This window comes from Streptomyces sp. NPDC053513 (assembly GCF_044544765.1).
GTDB classification, from domain to species: Bacteria; Actinomycetota; Actinomycetes; order Streptomycetales; family Streptomycetaceae; genus Streptomyces; species Streptomyces litmocidini.
On record NZ_JBITXP010000030.1, the window covers coordinates 1 to 19,045 of the forward strand.

The following is a 19,045-nucleotide window of genomic DNA, read 5'->3' on the forward strand; positions in this document are numbered from 1 at the left end:
CCCGCGGAGCGGGTACCACATCGCTGCGCGATGTGCAAGCGAACCACCGCGCTGCGCGCGGTGGTTGCGCTCCCGCTCCGCGGGAGCGCTGGCTGCAGGCTGCGCCTGCAGCTCACCCGCCCTGCTGCGCAGGGCGGGTGACGCTCCGTTCGCTGCGCTCCCGGAGCGGCTCGGCTGCGCCTCGCGGGCCCTGCTTCCGCTTCGCTCCAGCTGGGCCGGGGCGAGTCCGCTGCGCTCCCTCGCCCAGAGGGGCCTTCCGGCTTCGCCTCCAGTCCCTTGAGGCCCGCTGGCGCGGGCCGGGCTGGCTGCAGGGTGGGCTACTCCCAGGAACCGGCATGGATCTCGAAGGCTGCTTTCGCGGCGAAGGCGTCGTCGATCGGCACACCCCACCGGGCAGCCGCCTGTCTGAGGGCTTCCTCCACCTCCTTCAGGGGCCGGGCCCAGTGCGTTGCGGAAACCTCCTCCCACACCGTGCGAATCCTCATCGCCTGCTCCACCACCTGCAGAACATCCGCCTTGGACGGTCTGGGTTCCATGGCTAGTCCCCCTTGACTCTCCTCTTGGACGAGAAAGCTGATACCTCGTCCGCTCATGGTCCTCTTCACTCCAGCCAGAGAGGCACAGTCGGAGGCTTTCCCAGCCGAAGGCCAGGTGAGCAGGGGTGCAGAGCGGAGTCAGGAACGGGACCGGGGCCGGTGTCTGGTGGTGTGGCCGGCCCGGGCCGCTTTGACGCCGGCAAGGGGGGTGGTCAGGTTTGATCGGCCGTGCCTTCAGGTGTCCAGGACCAGGGCTTCGGTGTAGGTGCTGGGCCTTCTATGGCGCTGCGGAGTTTTTCCTTCAGGCTCTTCGACGGTGCTTCCTCCTCTTCCCGCGAGTGCACGAGCCGGGCCGTGGTCACCCGTATGTGGCATTCGCGGTGACGCTGCTTCACCAGCACTATCCACGCCCCGTCTTGAGTGAGCAGGGCGTGGCGGGCGGGCTCGTCTCCTGGGCGTGCGTGCCGGGCCAGGATGCCTGGCAGATGGTTGAGGGCCGCGTCCTCGGCGGCCGCGGCCGCCTCTGCCCGGTCCGGGCCGATGCGGTGCGTGCCGGTGAGCATCCACCGATGCAGCTTGAGGTCCGTACCGTCGGCACGCTGGGTGGTGCGGGTGTCCTCTTCGATGAGGACGTACCAGTCATCAGTCATGGGCGGCGTCTACCTGTCTTCCGTGGCCTCGCATGCCCGCTGTCCTGCAGCAGGTAGGCGGGGAGCGGAAGCGCCCCCTGTCGGGAAAATATCATGACTCCGCTTACAGACCCATGGTGCTTCATTTTTTACCCCTGATAGAGTCTGGAATGAACAGGGACTGCCGCCGCTTTTCGCCCTGCGGATTCTACGGCCGCTCGTTTCACTGGGCCGGGACCACCCAGCGGGTGGTTCGGTGCTATCAGGCGTACGCGAAACCGCTGGTGGTAAGGGTACTTCGACTCGTGTCCTTCGCAGGCTGACAGGCAGCAGGAGGCCGACCGGCATGGCATTGAAATACCTCCGTCCGCACCAGCGGGAAGCCGTGGACGCGGTAGTTCGGACGCTCGAATTCCCTGCAAGATCCACTGTGCCCGAGCGAGGACTGCGGACGCAGGTGGTCATGGCCACCGGGTCGGGCAAAACCCTGGTCGCCGTGCGCAGCGCGGAGGAGCTGCAGGCAGGCCGTGTGCTGGTGCTCGTGCCCTCGCTGGACCTGCTCACCCAGACCGAGACCGCCTGGCAGGAAGGAGGCCGGACAGGCCCGATGATCGGGGTCTCGTCCCTGCGGGGCGAGGACGTGACCTTCCCCAACACCACGGACGTGGCAGAGCTGGTCGACTGGGTGCGGCCCTTCGACAAGGTCACCGTGTTCGCCACGTACGCCTCCCTCGGGCTCGGCACCCTGGAACGCGCGCACCAGGCCGGCCTTCCCGGGTGGGACCTGATCGTGGTCGACGAGGCGCACCGGACCTCCGGCCGGATCGGCAAGCCGTGGGCGATCGTCCACGACAACACCCGCATCCCGTCCCTGCGCCGCCTCTACATGACCGCCACGCCCCGGCTGTGGCAGCTGGACGAGGACGCCGACCAGGGCGCGCCGGGCGAGCTGGTGGCGAGCATGGAAGACGACCCTGACGGGCCGTTCGGCAGCAGGGCGTTCACGCTGACCCTCTCGGAGGCGATCGACCGGGGAATCTGTGCTCCCTACCAGGTGGTGTGCGTGGACATCACCGACACCCAGCTCCAGGCCGCCCAGCTCCTGGGCGCCGAGGGCCGCTCGGACGAGGTCCGCGGGGCCCGGCTCGCAGCCCTCCAGACCGCCCTGCTGAAGGCGTCGGCCGAGGAGGGCTTCCGCAGGACGCTCGTCTTCCACCACGTGGTGAAGGAGGCCGAGGCGTTCGCGGCCGGCCTTCCCGACGTCGCCCAGCGGCTGCACGCCGCTGACCCTGAGCTGTACCCCAAGACGATCTGGGCGGACTGGCTGTGCGGGGAGCACAAGCCGGGCCACCGGCGCCGGGTGCTGGGCGAGTTCGCCGACGGCATCGCCACGGACGGCACGGTCGTGGAGAAAGGCTTCCTGGGCTCGGTGAAGGTACTCGGGGAAGGCGTGGACACCCGGGAGTGTGACTCCGTCTACTGGGCCGACGTCCGCGGCTCCATGCCCGACCTCGTCCAGGCCGTCGGCCGCGCGCTGCGAATGCACCCGGGCGAGGGCAAGGTCGCCTCCCTCGTGGTGCCGGTGCTCCTCGGGCCCGGCGAGACAGCGGACAACATGCTCACCTCCCGAGCGTTCGGCGGGCTGGCGAAGCTCCTGGAGGCGCTCAGGGCACACGACGCCCGAGTGGTCGAGCAGCTCGCCGAACAGCAGGCTCAAAGCCGTGTCAGAGGCGTCCAGAGCCGCAGCGGGGACCTGGAGAGCCGGGGCGAGGGCAACAGGAGCGGCGGCCCGTCAGCGCCCGCCCGTCAGCTGCTGAAGTTCTCCACACCGCGCGACCCGGCGCAGCTGGCCGCCTTCATCAACCTCCGCGTCCTCAACCCCGAGCACGAGCACTGGCGGCGCGGGGCGGAGGCCGCCGTCATCTACGCCCGCGAGCACGGGGACCTGAAGGTGCCGTTCACGTACCGCGTGCCGGAGGGTGAGGAGGCGGAGGGGGTCGGGTGGCCGGCCACGCTCGCGAACTTTCCGCTCGGGCAGTGGATCGCCGACAACCGGCGCTTCTACGCCCGCGGCAACATGGACACCGACCGCATCGCCCAGCTGGAGAAGCTCGGCATGGTGTGGTCGCACTTCGACGTCGCGTGGGAGGAAGGACTCGCAGCCGCGCGCGGGTGGGCCGAGGTGAACGGGCACCTCCTGGCCCCGCTCGACGCCACGCACCAGGGCTACCGGGTGGGTACCTGGCTGAAGAACGCGCGGGCCGCCGCCCGGCGCGCTCTGGAGCTTGAGCAGCGCCAGGCCGAAGGTCTGCCGGTTCAGTCGTGGGCCGGTGCCCTGTCGCCGGAGCGGCGCGAGCAGCTGGAGGACATCGACCCCTCCTGGTGCCCGGCCTGGCCGGTGGAGTGGCAGCGCGCCTTCCACCTCGTCCGGCTCCACCTCGAGGAGGCCGGCGGCACGCTGCCGACCGAGCCCGGCGAGGTAATGCATCAGGGCGAGGACCTCGGACGATGGGTGCGGGCGCAGCGCCTGGGCTGGGACAAGCTCACGGCCGTGCAGCAGTGGATGTGTGAGCAGGTCCTCGGCATCACACCCGCCACCGAAGACGAGAAACCGCCCCCGCGCCGCACACAAGCCGACAAATGGGCAATCAACTACCAGGCCGCCCGCCAGTACTACGAACGCGAAGGACACCTCCGCGTCCCTCGCAAGCATGTCGAACGGATCGTCGCCAGCGAGAACCAGGAGGAACGAGAACTCCGACTCGGGGCATGGATCAACAACCAACGCAGCCGGGCCGCGACGCTGACGCCGGAGCGGATGGAGCAGCTCGCCACAATCGGCATGCGATGGACATGATGACGGGCGTCGTCGTCACCGCGGTCTGCTCGATCAAGACCTGGACCAGTTAGCCCGCTGGTCAGGCTCTGGCGGACGGCGCGACTGTGATGCGCCGATTCGGGCCGGCTTCTCCCCACTCACCTCAACACACTGACAGGATGTTGTTCAGGACCTAGGGTGTGTGCCGATCCAGAGGAGCGTGATGGTCGGATCCGCAGGAGTACGTCGGGCCACTCGCTGGCAGGATTCGGTGCGGCTGCTGTTGCTGATCGACGCCGCCTCAAAGCCGGCGGCCGAAGGCGAGTCGGTGCCGCCGGCGACCGTCGGGGTGGTCCACACCCAGGTGCGGCTGCAGAAGCTCGACTTCTGGGTCCGCAATCCGGACTACCTGGCCTACGAGCTGATGAACGAGTACGTGGCCGCTCCGGACGTTCCTCGGCTGCTGGAGATTGCCGCAGAGATCCTGGAGTCGGAGGAACCGGATCTGCGGCGCTTCCCGATGCTGCGTTACAAGTACGGCGCCTTCGAGGAGCTCGATGACGCTCTGGCGCCGCTGGTGGAACGGGGGCTGCTGCGCAAGACGCAAGTCCTCGGGCGTGAGCGCGTGGTGGAGCACATCTACTTCCTGCTGGAGCGGGGTCGGCAGGTGGCGCAGTCGATGGTCGCCGAGGCGCCCGCGCTGGCCTGGTACGTCGAGCGCACCCGCCTGGTCGTGGACCTGGTCGACGGTCTCGGCGGCACACAGCTAAAGGACCGGCAGTACCTGCTGCGGGACTACGCCGACACCCCCTGGGGCCAGCACATCGGCCCCATCACCGAGCAGGCCCGCGAGCGGCTGCGCGAACTTCAAGCGGCACCAGGCCCGGGAGCCACGGGCGACACTGACCAGGAGGCTTCATGACCGCGCCCGGCCCGACCCGCTCCGACGCGAAGGACCTGACCGTCGCCCCGAGCGCCGGCGACATCCTGAAGGAGGTCGCGGAGAAGCTGGGGCTGACGCCGGTGCAGGTCGAGCGGACTCTGGCCGAGGCGAACATCACCCTGAAGAGCCCGACTGCCGCCGACCGGCGGCTGCGCATCATCCGGCTGCGCGCCCGTGGCACGAAGCACTCGGGCGACGACTTCACCGTGGAGCAGCCCTTCACTCCAGGGGTGTGGGCGATCGTCCACCCGGACAACAGCGCTGGGAAGACCAGCCTGCTGGAGTTCCTCGTCTTCCCGTTGCGCGGCGGGCCGCGCGATCTGCCGCCCGATGTCCGCTCGTGGCTGCGGCATCTGAGCGTGGACATCTCCGTGGCGGGCCGGGCGATCCGCATCGTCTTGGACGTCGACGACCAGCCGCACCCTCAGTTGCGGGGCCGGATCCTCGCCGGGGAGTCCGTCGACCAGCTGCTTGCCGCGGACGACGAAGCGCTTCGTCTGCTGGCGACCGCGTCGGGCAACGAGGAGGTGAGCCGGTGTATCGGTGAGTTCTTCCTGGACGCGCTGCGTATGGAGCACACCAACCTGTGGCAGGTGACCGGCGGCGCCGACGGCGAGGGGGCCCCGCAGGTCCACGGGTGGGCGTCGTACTTCGGGGCCTGCTACCTCAATCCCGGTGGGGACGAGATCCTGCTCGGCGATGTCGCCGGTGGCCTGCCCGGGCGGCTCATGGAGCTGTTCGTCGACATCCCGTACAGCACGGCGCTCACCCAGCTGTCCGTCGCCGGGAAGCGGGAGAAGAAGACGATCACCCAGGGCCAGCGCCGGGCGGAAGGGGACGCGGAAGCCCGCCGGACCGAGCGCGAGGCGTGGCAGACCGAACTCGCCGACGTGACCGGGCAGATCGAGGCGGGACGCCGGGCGGCCGCCCAAGACATCTCCCCGCTCCTGCGGGCCACCGACCAGGCCGCGACGGAGCTGCGCGGCATGCGGGCGCTGTTGGAGGAGGCCGAGCAGACGCTCACGGAGGTGTCCGCCGCCCGGATGCGCGCGGAGCAGGGGCTACTGGATGCCCGGGAGACGTGGCAGGCGCGGCGAGTCCTGGGACGGCTGGACCCGGTGTGCTGTCCGCGGTGCGAGGAGCCGCTGGGCAGCGTGCGGCGCAGCGAGGAGCGTGAGCAGGCGAACTGTGCGGTGTGCACGCGGCCGCTGCCCGAGGTCGACCCGGAGACCGCTGAAGCGCTACTGGCGGAGCTGGAGCAGACCCTGGAGCGAGCCCAGGATGCCGAGAGAGAGGCAACCGGCCGGCGGCTGAGGGCTGTGGAGGCGGTGCAGAGCGCTCTGGCCGACCATCGTGAGGCGGCGGCCGGCCTGGAGCAGGGGCTTGCCACCTCGCAGGCCCACGAACGGCTGCGTGAGCTGGAGATCCGGGCGGCCGAGCTCCGCGGACGGCTCGAGGCGACCGGATCGACACCTCCGGCTCCGCCGGTCCCTGTGTCCGCCCAGGTCCTGGCCGCCACAGAAGAAGCTGTCCGCGCGGCCGTCGACGCTGCCGCTAAGCAACTGTTCCCGGCGATGAACGAAGCGATCGTCGAGCTCGCCACACGGTTCGGTGTGCAGAACCTCGACAGCGTCAAACTCGACCGCGCCGGCAAGGTCAACGCCGTCAAGGCCGGGGTGAAGACCGCGTTCAAGAGGCTCAGCCGCGGCGACCGGCTCCGCATGCGGATCGCGACCGTCATCGCGCTCCTGCGGGTGAGTGCCGACCGCGGCGTGGCCACGCACCCCGGCCTCCTTCTGATCGACTCGGTCGCCGCCGAAGAGGTCACCGAGGTGCCCGCCCGCACCCTGATCGCCGAGCTGCAGGCCATCGCCGCAGAACTTCCCGAGCTGCAGGTCGTTCTCACCACGGCGCAGCCCGAGCTCGTCGACGCCCTGCCGAAGGACCACCTCATCACCAGCGATGGTGAACACCTGTTCTAAGCTATTCGTTCCCGAACCGGCCGGCGACAAGGAGAGGACCGTGGCCCCAAGCGTGGACCAGACGCTCCAGGCCTGGGCCAGCAACGCGACCGACGACGAGCTGGACGCCGGGCCCTCGCTCGCGGACCTCGGCGGTGCCGAGGCGGTGATCGCGGAGGCCGACCACCTCGCTGCCGGTCCACTCCTGCCCTATCTGCTCACGGCACTCGGCCGCGACCTCGACGCCGTGGACGGTGACCAGGCCCGGCGGTTGCTTGACGCCGCGGCCCAGGGGCTGCGGAACCCCCAGGCCGCCTGGGTCCTGGCCGACGCGATCGACGTGGTGTGCGCCCACCCGGCGCTCGCCACCCGCCTCGGCACCCGCACCGTCCGGGACCTTGCCGCACACGTGGAGGCCGCGCTCGCCGGCGACGCCGACGCCGCTCTCGCCCAGCCGGCCGTCGCCGGGCTGCTGCGCCTGGCCGTCGCGCAGACGGCCACCCCGCACCGCCTCATGGCGTTGCTCGCCGAGATCACCGGGGACGAGCCGTCCGAGGCCCTGGAGCGCCTGCCGATCCTGGTCGGCGTCGCCCACGACCACTTCGGCGACAACGCCCTGCTCGATGTCCTGAGCGCACTGGAAAACCAAACCGATCTCCCTGCCGGCACCCGGGCCGACGCCACCTTCGAACTGGCCGTCGCGGACATGCGCAGCGCGCTGGAGGCATCCGACCGCTCGGCCGTCGAAGACCATCTGCGCCGGGCCCTGATGCGGTTCAAGGACCTCGACCGCACCCACGAGGCCCGACTCGACGCCCGCGCCCACGCCGCCGCCGTCGACGCGGTCCTCGCCTTCGGTGAACTCGACCAGCAGCCCACGCCAGCCGCACCCGCCGAGCAGCGCCTGGCCCAGGCCGCCGCCCAACTGGATGCCACGACCACGCTGCTGACTGAGTGGACCCGCGGTATGCACCGGCTGGACTGGCTCAGCGCCCGCGGACTTGCGCAGAGCGCCTGGTCCCGGCTCGTCACCTCGCTCCAGACCGCCCGCACCCACCTAAACCAACCCAGCTGGTACGACCCGGCCGGCACCCTCGGCGACCTGCTGGACGTCTACGTCGCCAGCCGCAGCATCCACACCACCCGGGCCGACGGATCCGGCGGCCTGACGGCACTGGTGAGCCCACCGGTGGAGGCCGCGTTCGTACGCAGCGACGGCCTGCTGCACCACCTCGAACAGGCCCTCACCACCGACCCGCAGTTCACCGGCTCCCCCGACGCGCGGGCGCTGTACGAGGTCGTCCAAGCCCAGCGGCGGGCACCGTCGTCAACCGGGCAGGTGATGCCGGGAAAAGTCCTGGAGGGCCGCCCCACGCTCGCCGGGCTCTTCCAGGCTGACGCCCCGGGACTGCGTGACGACCTCGACCCGCAGCTCCTGGATCAGATCGAGCAGCTCTTGCAGCAGCAGTCCAAGGGCTACACCCCCACAGGCAACGCCCGCTTCGACGCCCACCTGGAATCCCTGCTCGGGGAGCTGGCCACCAGCCCCGCCTGGACGCAGCGCGACAGCTCCTACTTCACCACCCTGCTGGAGCAGTTCCTGCGGTTCCTCTACGACCGCTTCGACGCCCAGGCCGACTACTACGGCGCCCGCACCGCCTACCTCGGCCCCTGCCCCGACAAGAAGCCCGACGGCAGCCCCGACCACTGGGACGAGAAGCACGTCCAGGACGACCTCCACCAGCACCTCGCTGGCACGCTCACCCCCGGCACCGTGCAGCGCGAACTCATCGACGTCGCCAGCGGACGCACCGACGTCACCTACACCCCCCAACCCGGCAGCCGCTTCGTCGCCGAGGTCAAACGCCGCGACACCAGATGGACCCGCGAACGCATCGAGAAGAGCTACATCGCGCAGGCCGCCAACTACACCGCCACCGGCCCTCCCTTCGGCCTGCTCCTGGTCGGGGACGACAGCGGCCACACCAGCGGCTACCGGAGCATCGAGGACAGCGTCTGGATCATCCGCCACGCGCGCAGCGCCACCGAGGTACCCCGGCTCATCGTGGTCGGCATTCTGCCGATCGGGCGCCCGACGCCGTCCGCACTGCGCATGCCCCGCACCACCACCTGACTCCTCCTTACTGATCAAGAATCAGGGGACGGTCCGGGGCCTGAGTCAGGCCTGGGACCGGTCGAAGGCGTTAAGGATCATGTCGATGATGGCGTGCACGGCGCTCCAGTCGCCTTCGGGGTCCGTTCCGGGAGGGGCAGCCAGCGCGGCGTCGCACTTTCTCTCGAACCTGTCCTGCATGGCCTTCTTGCTCTTCGAGGGGAATCCGCCGGCGCCAGCGGCGTTGAGCGGCAGCGGCACCAGCTGGCCGTCGGGGCCCATGAGGATGTCACGGCCCAGGTACAGCTCCAGCGTCCCGGCAACGCCGTTGACGTCAGCAGGAACGGGGGCGCTCGCGCCGGGAGGAAGGGTGGGGTAGGAGGCCAGCAGCGGCAGAGACGGGTAGTGGAGGATGCGGCAGTGGTCGGGCACGCCCTTCGCCTTGAGCTTGGCCAAGGCCTGGTGGGCCGGGAGGTCGTTGTCGGCCAAGGCGATGAAGCGGTTGGCCACCCCGGCGGCGATGAACGTCGTGGTGGTCTTGGCCAGGGCGCTCACGCCGCCCTCGGGGCGCCCGGAGGCCGGCAGGTCAAAGTCGAGGAAGCTGACGAAGCCGGACAGGTGAGGGTGGGTCACGCGCATCGCCTTGGTCAGGAGCCGGGCGTCGGTGGCTCCCTCCGTCAGTACCAGCAGCGGGCTGATCTCGCGGCCGACGGCCAGTTGCTCGGCGCGGGCATCGGCGGCGCGGGCCTTGTCCATGTCGTACGGGAAGCAGCAGCCGCCCGTCAGCTGGCTCAGGTCCAGGTCTACTACCGCGGTCTCGGGGGCTCGATCGACCAGCAGGCGCAGCACCGTGCGCTCGCTCATCCGGAGGAAGACGGTGTCCAGCATGCCGTCGTCCCGCAGCGCGGCCTGAAGGTCGTACGGGAGCGCGATGCTCGTCGTGATCTTCTCCAGGACGTCCTCGGTGCTGGGTACGGGTCCCGTCCAACCGTCCGGCGGCCCGGGGTCGGACCGGCTCCAGCGGGCGAGTTCTTGCTCGAGCTCGTAGCGGGCCTGGTCAGAAGTCATGCCCTGTGCCTGTAGGCGGTCACGTAGGGCCCGCGGCGTGGAGCGGTAGCCGAACCACCAGTCGGTGTCCTCGTCCTCCTGCTCCGGGTATGGCAGGTGCTGCCGCTCGGATTCGGTGAACAGCGCGAGGAGGTCGTCGGTGCCGGCGATGATCGCGCAGCCCGCGATCTTCAACCAAGGGTAGTGGCCCATCGCACGAGCGTGGCACGGGCAACCCATCGGGTGCACCTGGATTGTCGAGACCTGGTGGGCCAACCCGTTGAGGATCCCGCCGAGAGGAACTTCCCCGGCGGGAGCCAGTTTCCGCGCTCCGGGTCAGGTTCGGACAGGAAGATCATCGACCCTTCCAGTCGGCGGGGGCGGGGTCGGCCGTGGTCCTGGCGGGCGAGGAGTAACCCAAGTACTGGCCCTTGCAGGTCACAGCGGTGCGCGGCGGCTTGGTAAGGCCGGTGGTAAGCGTGGTGGTGAGTGGAGTCCCTGCACCCGCCAGCCGGTCAAAGGCCGGTGCCGACGGTGGCGTAGACGAAAAGGTTGCCGACTCCCTTCATGGCAGTCAACTCACTAACCCTCCCTCGACAGCGCAAGGCCCGGACCAGGCGTCCGGGCCTTCCTCGTGCCCGGGATCTTTCCTCCCGGTCGCTGCTGCCGGGATCCCGGCCTGCGGCCCTACGGGGTGAAGAAGCCGTGCCCGCCAGGACGAGACGCAAGCACCTGAGTCCTGTCACTGTCCGCCCGCCATGTCGAACTCACGCCGGAGGCAGTACCTATGACCACCCGCCAGACGCCCGGGGCACCACTCGCGCCGATCGCCGCTACGCTGGACACGCCACCCTGGGCCAGGGCTACGACCCCACAGGGACGCTCTCACGCAGAGAGCCGCAGGACCGCCGACCGCGAGGCGCTCACCACCCCCACGCGGACGACACCACAGCAGGTGTCCGCTGTCCTCGATTCATCTGCCCAAGGGAGCAGCATCATGACCCGGGACAACGTTCCCGCGCCCGCACAGCCGCCCGTCCCCGCGCCCGTCCCGCAGCAGCCCGTCCCGCAGCAGCCCGCTGGTCGGTGCTGGCCTGACCGCCGCGATAGCGCAGGGCACCGCCCAGGGGGCCGCTCGGCCCATCACGGCCCGGCTGGTGGACAAGTTCCTCACCAACCCGCCCGACTGGCTCAGGGCCCTGTGGCACGCGCTGCGGCCCTGGGAGTAGCCGTCACGGCCGGGCAGGACGTCCTGCCCGGCCGTGCTCTGCGTCCGGGCGTCAGCCGCGGAAGCGGGAGAGCCAGGTGCCGCCGGCCTTCTGCTCGGGCACGGCCTGGTCGTGCTCCTCGTACCCGGGCCCGGCCTGCGCGGCATGCCGTTCGGCGGCGTGGGCGCGCTGCTTGCAGTCGTCGCACAGGTGCGGGTGGGTCTCGCGCGGGGCGCTCCACCCGGCGGGCTCGATGGCCTTCCACCGTTCGTCGGTGAACCGGGTGCCGCAGTCGGCGCAGACCGGGCGGCTGGCTTCTCGCTCGGCCTTGTGCTGTGCGGCAATGCGGCGCAGCTCTTCCTGGTGTTCGCGCTGGCGGGCGTCGTACTCGGCCTGCTGGCGGGCGTCGTGGGCTTCGCGGCGCGGGTTGCCGATCGCCTCGAGGAGCGTCTGGTTGTGGGGCCGGCCGAAGCGCCGGAAGACCGCTCCGGCCGGGCCGTGTTCCTGGAGCTGCTTCATGCCGGTGACGAAGATGGGCAGCTTGCCGTCGTACATGTGGAAGCCGCTCTCGTATGCGGTGCCCTTCCAGTGCCGCTCGGTCAGCTCGGCCAGCTGCGCGATGACGGTGTTGGGGTTGCGCGGGCCGATCCGGTTGAAGACGAGCAGCAGCGGCGGGTGCGGCTGGTCGCCGCGGCGGCCGTCGGGCACCCACCAGCGGGTGCGCCACATCGGCCGCTCCTTGCCGTCGACGTCCTTCACCTTCCGCTGACAGAGGGACAGGGCGCGGGCATAGCGGCACGCGGCCGCGTTGCTGATCCGGCTCTGCCGGGCGCGAGGCCAGCACGGGTTCCTCGCGGCCAGGGGCTTCGTGCTTCCTGGAGGATTGCCATGCCGACATACAAGGCGCTTTCCTACTTTGCTACCAACCAGCGCTCCCCCACGCCGCAGCGTCGCTCTTTCCGCCAGCTGCCCACGCTCGATCAGGAACCGCATGGCGTCCAGGCTGCCTACATGCTGAAACGATCAGTTGGCGGACATAGGTAAGTAAGAGGAGGTTCTATGTACCTATGCAGGGGTGGATAGGACGTCTGGTCGCCGTTTGCACGGTGGTGTGCGTGGTGCTGGTGACAGCTCCGAGCGTTGCGGCTTCCCGCATGGAGCTGGTGGTTGTTGATCAAGCCGCAGGTGCTGCGTACACGTTCGCGTGCCTGGGGATACTGGCCTCTTCGGCACGAGGGGTCGAGGCGACATGCGTGATTAACGCAGAGATGAGCGACGCCAAGGTAGCTGCCGGGCAGCTCATCGCGGCCGTGGTCAGGAATGGCGAAGACCAGAGAACTTCATGGGCAGTATGCCCTGAGCAAGGCCGACGGTTGCACGGCAGGGACGGGCAGGCTTCAGGGACGGGCAGCGTGACCGTTCCAGGGAGCATCCTTGAGACGTTTGCTGGTACGGGGGGCCGTTCGTGACACCTCCACCACTGTGGCCTCGACGGGAGCCGGCCCCAGGCCCGGAGGGCACGCCCGATAAGGGAGATCCGCCCAGTACCTTGCCCGTGCAGGCAAGCGGCGGCTCTGTGGCAGCGGGCGGCGATATCGGGACTGCGATCGCTGGCAACGGCAACACCGTCACAAACCACCACTATGTCGTCTCCCCTGCGCTGTCCGAGAAGGACGGGGGCCCTCAGGCTGTCATGACGAAGCCGATCAGCCTGTGCCGTCCTTTGGATCTTGAGATCCACCACGCCATTCATGGGGCCGATACGCCGAGCGAGCTGCCTACGTATGTGAGACGAGCGCACGACGAGCAGTTACATAAAGTAGTCAGTGCGGCGGCAAGCGGGCAGAGCCAGATGCGTGTCCTGGTGGGTGCGTCTTCCACAGGCAAGACGCGTGCCTGTTGGGAAGCCATCCAGGTACTGGCCGGCGACGGGTGGGAACTGTGGCATCCGTTCGACCCGACACGGGGCGAGGCCGCGCTGGCCGGCCTGGCCACGGTAGGTCCGAAGACTGTGGTGTGGCTGAACGAGACACAGCTCTACCTGGCTGAAGAGCATGCAGGTGAACGCATCGCCGCCGCGCTGCGCAGTCTCCTGGCAGATGCAGACCGCGCTCCGATTCTCGTGCTGGGTACTTTGTGGCCTGAGCACTGGGATCGGTTGACGTCGCCTACAGGGCCTCGTCTCGACCATCCTCATGATCAGGCGCGGCAGTTACTGGCGGGGCGCCACTTGCGTGTTCCAGAAGCCTTTACGGCACAGGACATCGTTGCGGCCGGCGAGGCCGCGGTGACTGATCAACGGCTTGCGCTCGCTCTGCAAGGGGCAGTCGATGGCCGCATTACACAGTTTCTTGCCGGAGCGCCTGCCCTCATGGAGCGGTATGCGCATACGCAGCCGGGGGCTCGTGCCGTCCTTCACGCTGCAATGGACGCCAGACGTTTGGGATGCGGCACCGCCCTTCCCGTGAGCTTCCTCGAGGACGCCACTTCCGGCTACCTCTCCTCCTCGGCCCTTGACACTCTGGATGACGGCTGGTTCGAAGAAGCCCTCGCCTATGCGGGGCACCGCGTGACTGGTGACGAAGCCCTGCTCCGCCGGGTACGGCGGCACCCTGGAAGCGATGACGGCACGGGCACGTGCTATCGGCTGACTGACTACATGGAGCAGTACGGCCGACACGAGCGCCGGCACCTCTGCCCGCCACAATCGTTCTGGGACGCCGCGCTACGGCATCTGTCACAGCGGGCGGATGTCAGTGCGCTGGCCTCAGCGGCCACAGGCCGATGGCGCTTACGCTACGGCCGGCTTCTTTCAGAGAAAGCAGGGCAACTGCCTTGGCATGACCTACGCGTTGAGTTTCCTCGTCACGAGCCGAGCGACGGGTGGCGGTACGTCACCGATGACGCAGAGCCCGACGACCATCTGACCTGTCGCGCTCTGGCCGACATGGCTTTCATAGCGGTGGGGGAATCGGACTACGAGCAGGCGGCAGACTTGGCGATGCAGGCGGCACAGTGCTGTCAGCCCGACACTCTCGCCGAAGTGGCGCTCGTGCTCGAAGAGCGCGGGATGCCGGTAGAAGCTTCCGACCTCGCTCATGAGGCGGCATCCTTCGGGTCACCCGAGTGTCTGGGCAGCCTGGCCATGATGCGTCAGGGCAGAGGACTCTTCGAACAGGCTGAGCACTATGCCCATGAAGCCGCCCGATACGGCCTGACAGGCTTCCTCGCGGACCTCGCGCTCGACCACGAAGAAGCCGGCCGGAAAGAGATGGCGGAGGCTTTGTGGGAGGACGCCGCCCGGCACGGGCACCCGGAAGCACTGGCAAGCATCGCCCGCTTCCAGTACGAGAACGGCGACCTGCTAGGAGCTGTCCAAACAGCCCTCGAAGCAGCAGACCGAGGGGACCCTGCTTACCCCAACCACCGCGTCAAACCCCTGTGGAAGACACTGTGGCCTCACGGAATCGAACCAGACGGAAGCCCCTCACCAGACCCCTCCACCACCGAGTCCACACACGACCCGAACACCTGGTGGTGAACACCAGACCGGACACCCCACCGACGACACAGCCCGAAGGCTGTACGCGCACACGAGAGGCTGCAGGACTGAAGCGGTACTCACAACCTCATCGACTTGTACGCCAAGCGCCCTACCTTGAAGCTGTTGATTAGACCAGCACAGGCCAGAGATCGATCACACACCCGGCAGAGCGCGGACGACATACAGCAGCGCAGTCACCAGCTCCTTACCGAGGCTACGTATGCCTCCGTTTCGGACCGGCCGACCGCCGCTACTCCTACGATGGACGCTTCGGCAACGCGACCGGTGTCTCATTGCCGAAGCGAGTTGTTCATCCTGTGGGGGTAGGTGGAATGTCTCAAGCGTGGTGGCGGGTGACCGCAGGACTGTGTGCCGTGGTGATGCTGGGGCTGGTCGCGGTGGCCGTGTTCGTGGACCTGGACACCGGCGACCGGGCGGCCAGCATCGTCGGCGCGGCCGCGGGCCTGGCGGGGCTGGCCCTCGCCCTCCGGCAGGGAACAACCCTCGCACCACCGTCACCGTCCGCCGTCCCGCCGGTGAGCGGGGCGCGGTCGGTGCGTGCGGGAGGCTCGATCGGCCGAGCGGTCACCGGAGACGGCCACACCCTCACCCACCCCTCACCCACCATCCCCTCCGGCGACACGCCAGCCCCTGGTGGCCCAAGCGGCGCGGCGCCAGGGGTTCCCGGTGAGCGGGGGGTCGAGGCCGGAGGCTCTATCGGCGAAGCCATCACCGGCGACGCCCCCAAGCAGGACGGACCGTCAACCCAACTGTGAGCCCCCTGTGGCCCAAACGGGCAGAGAAGAACAACACCGCGAACCCCGAATCCGAAACGCCGAAGGAAATCTCCGACGCTGCACCGCTGTCGGCGCCACCGATAGCGCCGGTTCCGCCTCAGGCCATAGCTGGCATAGGCGAACGCGCGCTGGAGGCAAGAGGGCATCTGGGGCTGGGAATCAGCGGAGACAACGTCTCACTGCAGAACGTTGCAGTCCATATAGGTGGAGCAGCTCTATCGGGGCAGTCGGTGTCGTTCCCGGTCGTGGTGGGCGCTGTGCCGGCGGCGGCAAGTCGGTATCAGGCGCGGTCCCAGAGCGGACTGCTGCGCACAGCACTGGAGAACGGCGGAACAGTCGTCCTTACCGGCACCCCCGTTTCGGACACCGAAAGTAACGGCGGCACCAGCCAGAGCGAAGCAGAGCCGGGTGAGGCGCGGTGGGTGTTGTCGGGGTTGGGTGGGGTCGGTAAGACCCAGATTGCCGCCCATCACGCGCGCACCCAGCTGGCCGATGGTCAGGCGGATGTGGTGGTGTGGGCCACGGCCACCGACCGCTCCGGCGTCCTGTCCGCCTACGCCCAAGCCGCCCGCGCCCTCGGCCTCACCGCCCCAGGCGCCGGCGAGGACGACGAGCAGAGTGCCGCCTGTTTCCTGGCGTGGCTCCAGCCACGGCCGGTCGCGCCAGGCACGCGGGCGGTGCGGTGGTTGATCGTGCTGGACAACATCACCAACCCCAACCACCTGACCGGCCTGTGGCCCCCCGCCTCACCCCTCGGTCAGACCCTGGCCACCACCCGGCGTCGCGACGCCGCCCTGCGGGATCGCGGCACACGTATTGACGTCGACGTCTTCACCCCTGCTGAAGCCCTAGCGTTCCTCACCCGACGCCTGACCGACTACGGACACGCTGAACCCGAGCAGGACCTGCGCACCTTGGCCCATGCCCTGGGATATCTGCCGCTTGCTCTCGCGCAAGCCGCTGCCTACCTCGCCGACACCGGACACACCGCAACCGCCTACCAGCGAATGCTGACCGAGCGCACCGCACGACTGGCCGAACTCACCCCCGACGCATTGCCCGATGACCAAGAACTCCCCGTCGCGGCTGTCTGGGACCTCAGCGTCCAACACTCCGACAACCTGCACCCGGTCGGCATGACCCGCCCCCTGCTGGCCCTGCTGTCGGTCCTGTCCCCCGACGGCATCCCCACCGTACTGACCTCTACCGAAGCCGCCCGTGCCTACCTCGGCCGAAAGGCCGCAGATGCAGACCCTGTTTCCGAAGCTGCAGAGGACAGGGAGCAGGTTGAGGAGCGGCAGGTCATGCAGGCCCTCAGCGTGCTGCACCGACTCAGCCTCATCGATCGCACCCCTGATGCCATCCGCGTCCACGCGTTGGTCCAGCACACCACCCGCGACACCCTCACCCCCGAACAACACACGACAACCGTTCTGGCTGCTGCCGATGCCCTCCTTGAGGCTTGGCCCGAGCGCCTCGCCCACGGGGCTCTGCCCGTACTCATCGCCAACGCCAGCGCGCTACAAGCCGCCAGCCCACCCCGCGAAGAAGACGACGGACTTCACACCGTTCTCTTCATAGCAGGCCAAACCCTCGGAAGAACTGGGCAGGTCACCGCAGCCCACACCTACTTTGATGACCTGCATAACACTGCTCACCGTCTCCTGGGGCCCAGTCATCTCGACACCCTCACCACCCGAAGCAACCTCGCCTACTGGCGCGGGGAAGCAGGGGACATACAAGGCGCCGCCGACGCCACCGCCGAACTCCTTGAGGACCGTATACGGATCCTGGGACCCGAACACCCCGACACCCTCACCACCCGAAGCAACCTCGCCCGCTGGCGCGGGGAAGCAGGGGACATACAAGGCGCCGCCGACGCCACCGCCGAACTCCTTGAGGACCAGCTACGGATCCTGGGACCCGAACACCCCGACACCCTCACCACCCGAAGCAACCTCACCCGCTGGCGCGGGGAAGCAGGGGACGCACAAGGCGCCGCCGACGCCTACGCCGAACTCCTCGAGGACTGCCTGCGCATCCTGGGGCCCGAACACCCCGACACCCTCACCACCCGAAGCAACCTCACCGCCTGGCGCGGGAAAGCAGGGGACGTACAAGGCATAGCAGACGCCACTTCCGAACTCCTCAACGACTACCTGCGAATCCTGGGGCCCGAACACCTCGACACCCTCACCACCCGAAGCAACCTCGCCCACTGGCGCGGGGAAGCAGGAGACGCACAAGGCGCCGCCGACGCCTACGCCGAACTCCTCGAGGACCAGCTACGGATTCTGGGGCCCGAACACCCCGACACGCTCACCACCCGAAGCAACCTCGCCGCTTGGCGCGGGGAAGCAGGAGACGCACAAGGCGCCGCCGACGCCACCGCCGAACTCCTTGAGGACCGTATACGGATCCTGGGACCCGAACACCCCGACACCCTTATCACCCGAAGCAACCTCACCTACTGGAATGCAAGGCGGTTGTCTAGACCTCCCGGAACCAAGGCGTCTGAAAACGAGGGAAGCAACTGACTACGACTCGTACGTATCCGGGTCCGGCTCTCCGCTGTCACCTACGCAGCCACCAGGAGCGAAGCCGCGGCAATGGGGGTTCATCCTCCTGGCAGACTCGATGGCATGGACGAGCTTGCCGGCGGCGCGGCGCCGAACAATCCCATGCACGAGTAGTGACGTTCTATCCCGAGGTCGTCAAGGCAGGTTCCTTGCAGAACGCTCTCCAGGCGGTCACCGATGACGCGGGCTACGGGCTCGCGGTCGAGCTCATGTCCTCACCCGGTTGGCGCCGTATGGCCGCGCGCGTGAAATGCGGCGACCAGGGGGCGAACGTCCTGATGGCCCGTGGCGAGCGTTCCTTCATCGTCGACTGCTGGGCCAGCGACGTCCGTATGGCCTCCGGCAATACCTCGGATCTGACCGAGGCCGCCGGGGCGCTTCACACCTGGCTGGAGGGGCCTCAAGTGGGTGAACTCGTCGCCCGGTGGCCCTTCCTGCGGACCTGGGAGCTTGCCAAGGCCCACGAGCGTGGCGAGGCCGTGCCGGTGCGGTGGCGCCAGCTGCGCGAGGCCGCCGCGCGCACGCCGGACACGGGATTGCACGAACTCGTCGAGGCCGCCTTCGTACAGGAGCGGCTTCGGGTCCTGTCGCCGGGACGGAACATGCACTGGCTCACCTTCAGCCGCCGCGCCGCGCCACCCATCTGCCGCGACCTGCCGCAGGCCATGCCGCTCAAGAACGGCCGCTACCGGGTGCGGTTCGCCGACGGACGGCTGCAGGAGCTGGACAGTGCAGCAGAAGCCGTGACGGTCCTGATCGGCGGGCTTCCCGACGATGCCATGCCACGACCTTGAAGTCACGGGTGGGTTCCAAGGGAGTAACTCCGGCCGACGCAGAAGCATGGGGTGGGGAGACTCAGGGAGCCTCATC

Annotated in this window: 12 protein-coding genes; 8 read left to right on the forward strand and 4 right to left on the reverse strand. The window is 68.8% G+C overall.

The window, feature by feature from the left end:
* Positions 1–317 precede the first annotated feature (317 nt).
* Both ACIGW4_RS32900 and ACIGW4_RS32905 read right to left on the reverse strand, forming a co-directional pair.
* Complete coding sequence (locus tag ACIGW4_RS32900) at positions 318–536, reverse strand: hypothetical protein (protein ID WP_399584786.1); 219 nt, start codon at positions 534–536, stop codon at positions 318–320.
* Positions 537–748: 212 nt separating this feature from the next.
* Positions 749–1,186 (reverse strand): hypothetical protein, encoded by a 438-nt coding sequence (locus ACIGW4_RS32905; protein WP_399584789.1) that lies wholly within the window; start codon positions 1,184–1,186, stop codon positions 749–751.
* Positions 1,187–1,511: 325 nt separating this feature from the next.
* On the opposite strand from ACIGW4_RS32905, the gene ACIGW4_RS32910 reads away from it, so the two are divergent.
* From ACIGW4_RS32910 to ACIGW4_RS32925, 4 genes are all read left to right on the forward strand, one after another.
* Complete coding sequence (locus tag ACIGW4_RS32910; RefSeq protein WP_399584791.1) at positions 1,512–4,022, forward strand: Helicase associated domain protein; 2,511 nt, start codon at positions 1,512–1,514, stop codon at positions 4,020–4,022.
* Positions 4,023–4,254: 232 nt separating this feature from the next.
* Positions 4,255–4,905 (forward strand): hypothetical protein, encoded by a 651-nt coding sequence (locus tag ACIGW4_RS32915; RefSeq protein WP_399584794.1) that lies wholly within the window; start codon positions 4,255–4,257, stop codon positions 4,903–4,905.
* Positions 4,902–6,908, forward strand: coding sequence for a hypothetical protein (locus ACIGW4_RS32920; RefSeq protein ID WP_399584797.1), 2,007 nt, complete (start codon positions 4,902–4,904; stop codon positions 6,906–6,908). The genes ACIGW4_RS32915 and ACIGW4_RS32920 overlap by 4 nt, the downstream gene beginning before the upstream one ends.
* Positions 6,909–6,948: 40 nt before the next feature.
* A complete protein-coding gene (locus ACIGW4_RS32925) occupies positions 6,949–9,021 on the forward strand; it encodes a hypothetical protein (protein ID WP_399584800.1) in 2,073 nt (690 codons plus the stop codon).
* A 45-nt stretch (positions 9,022–9,066) separates the two neighbouring features.
* On the opposite strand, the gene ACIGW4_RS32930 is transcribed toward ACIGW4_RS32925, so the two are convergent.
* Positions 9,067–10,260, reverse strand: coding sequence for a hypothetical protein (locus ACIGW4_RS32930; protein ID WP_399584802.1), 1,194 nt, complete (start codon positions 10,258–10,260; stop codon positions 9,067–9,069).
* A gap of 1,067 nt (positions 10,261–11,327) precedes the next feature.
* Positions 11,328–11,984: a hypothetical protein gene (locus ACIGW4_RS32935; RefSeq protein ID WP_399584805.1), complete on the reverse strand. Its 657-nt coding sequence runs from the start codon at positions 11,982–11,984 to the stop codon at positions 11,328–11,330.
* Positions 11,985–12,948: 964 nt separating this feature from the next.
* Between ACIGW4_RS32935 and ACIGW4_RS32940 the strand changes: the two genes are divergently transcribed.
* From ACIGW4_RS32940 to ACIGW4_RS32955, 4 genes are all read left to right on the forward strand, one after another.
* Entirely contained in the window at positions 12,949–14,796 is a 1,848-nt protein-coding gene (locus ACIGW4_RS32940) for a hypothetical protein (protein WP_399584808.1), read from the forward strand.
* A 356-nt stretch (positions 14,797–15,152) separates the two neighbouring features.
* Complete coding sequence (locus ACIGW4_RS32945) at positions 15,153–15,575, forward strand: hypothetical protein (protein ID WP_399584810.1); 423 nt, start codon at positions 15,153–15,155, stop codon at positions 15,573–15,575.
* Positions 15,572–18,133 (forward strand): tetratricopeptide repeat protein, encoded by a 2,562-nt coding sequence (locus tag ACIGW4_RS32950; protein WP_399584813.1) that lies wholly within the window; start codon positions 15,572–15,574, stop codon positions 18,131–18,133. The genes ACIGW4_RS32945 and ACIGW4_RS32950 overlap by 4 nt, the downstream gene beginning before the upstream one ends.
* 155 nt (positions 18,134–18,288) lie before the next feature.
* Positions 18,289–18,969 (forward strand): DUF6193 family natural product biosynthesis protein, encoded by a 681-nt coding sequence (locus ACIGW4_RS32955; RefSeq protein ID WP_399584816.1) that lies wholly within the window; start codon positions 18,289–18,291, stop codon positions 18,967–18,969.
* The last annotated feature ends 76 nt before the right edge of the window (positions 18,970–19,045 follow it).

Excerpts from the sequence above, each read along its gene's own strand:
- ACIGW4_RS32900 (WP_399584786.1), bottom strand. The coding sequence starts at position 536 with ATGGAACCCAGACCGTCCAAGGCGGATGTTCTGCAGGTGGTGGAGCAG.
- ACIGW4_RS32905 (WP_399584789.1), bottom strand. The coding sequence starts at position 1,186 with ATGACTGATGACTGGTACGTCCTCATCGAAGAGGACACCCGCACCACC.
- ACIGW4_RS32930 (WP_399584802.1), bottom strand. The coding sequence starts at position 10,260 with ATGGGCCACTACCCTTGGTTGAAGATCGCGGGCTGCGCGATCATCGCC.
- ACIGW4_RS32935 (WP_399584805.1), bottom strand. The coding sequence starts at position 11,984 with ATGTGGCGCACCCGCTGGTGGGTGCCCGACGGCCGCCGCGGCGACCAG.
- ACIGW4_RS32910 (WP_399584791.1), top strand. The coding sequence starts at position 1,512 with ATGGCATTGAAATACCTCCGTCCGCACCAGCGGGAAGCCGTGGACGCG.
- ACIGW4_RS32920 (WP_399584797.1), top strand. The coding sequence starts at position 4,902 with ATGACCGCGCCCGGCCCGACCCGCTCCGACGCGAAGGACCTGACCGTC.
- ACIGW4_RS32940 (WP_399584808.1), top strand. The coding sequence starts at position 12,949 with ATGACGAAGCCGATCAGCCTGTGCCGTCCTTTGGATCTTGAGATCCAC.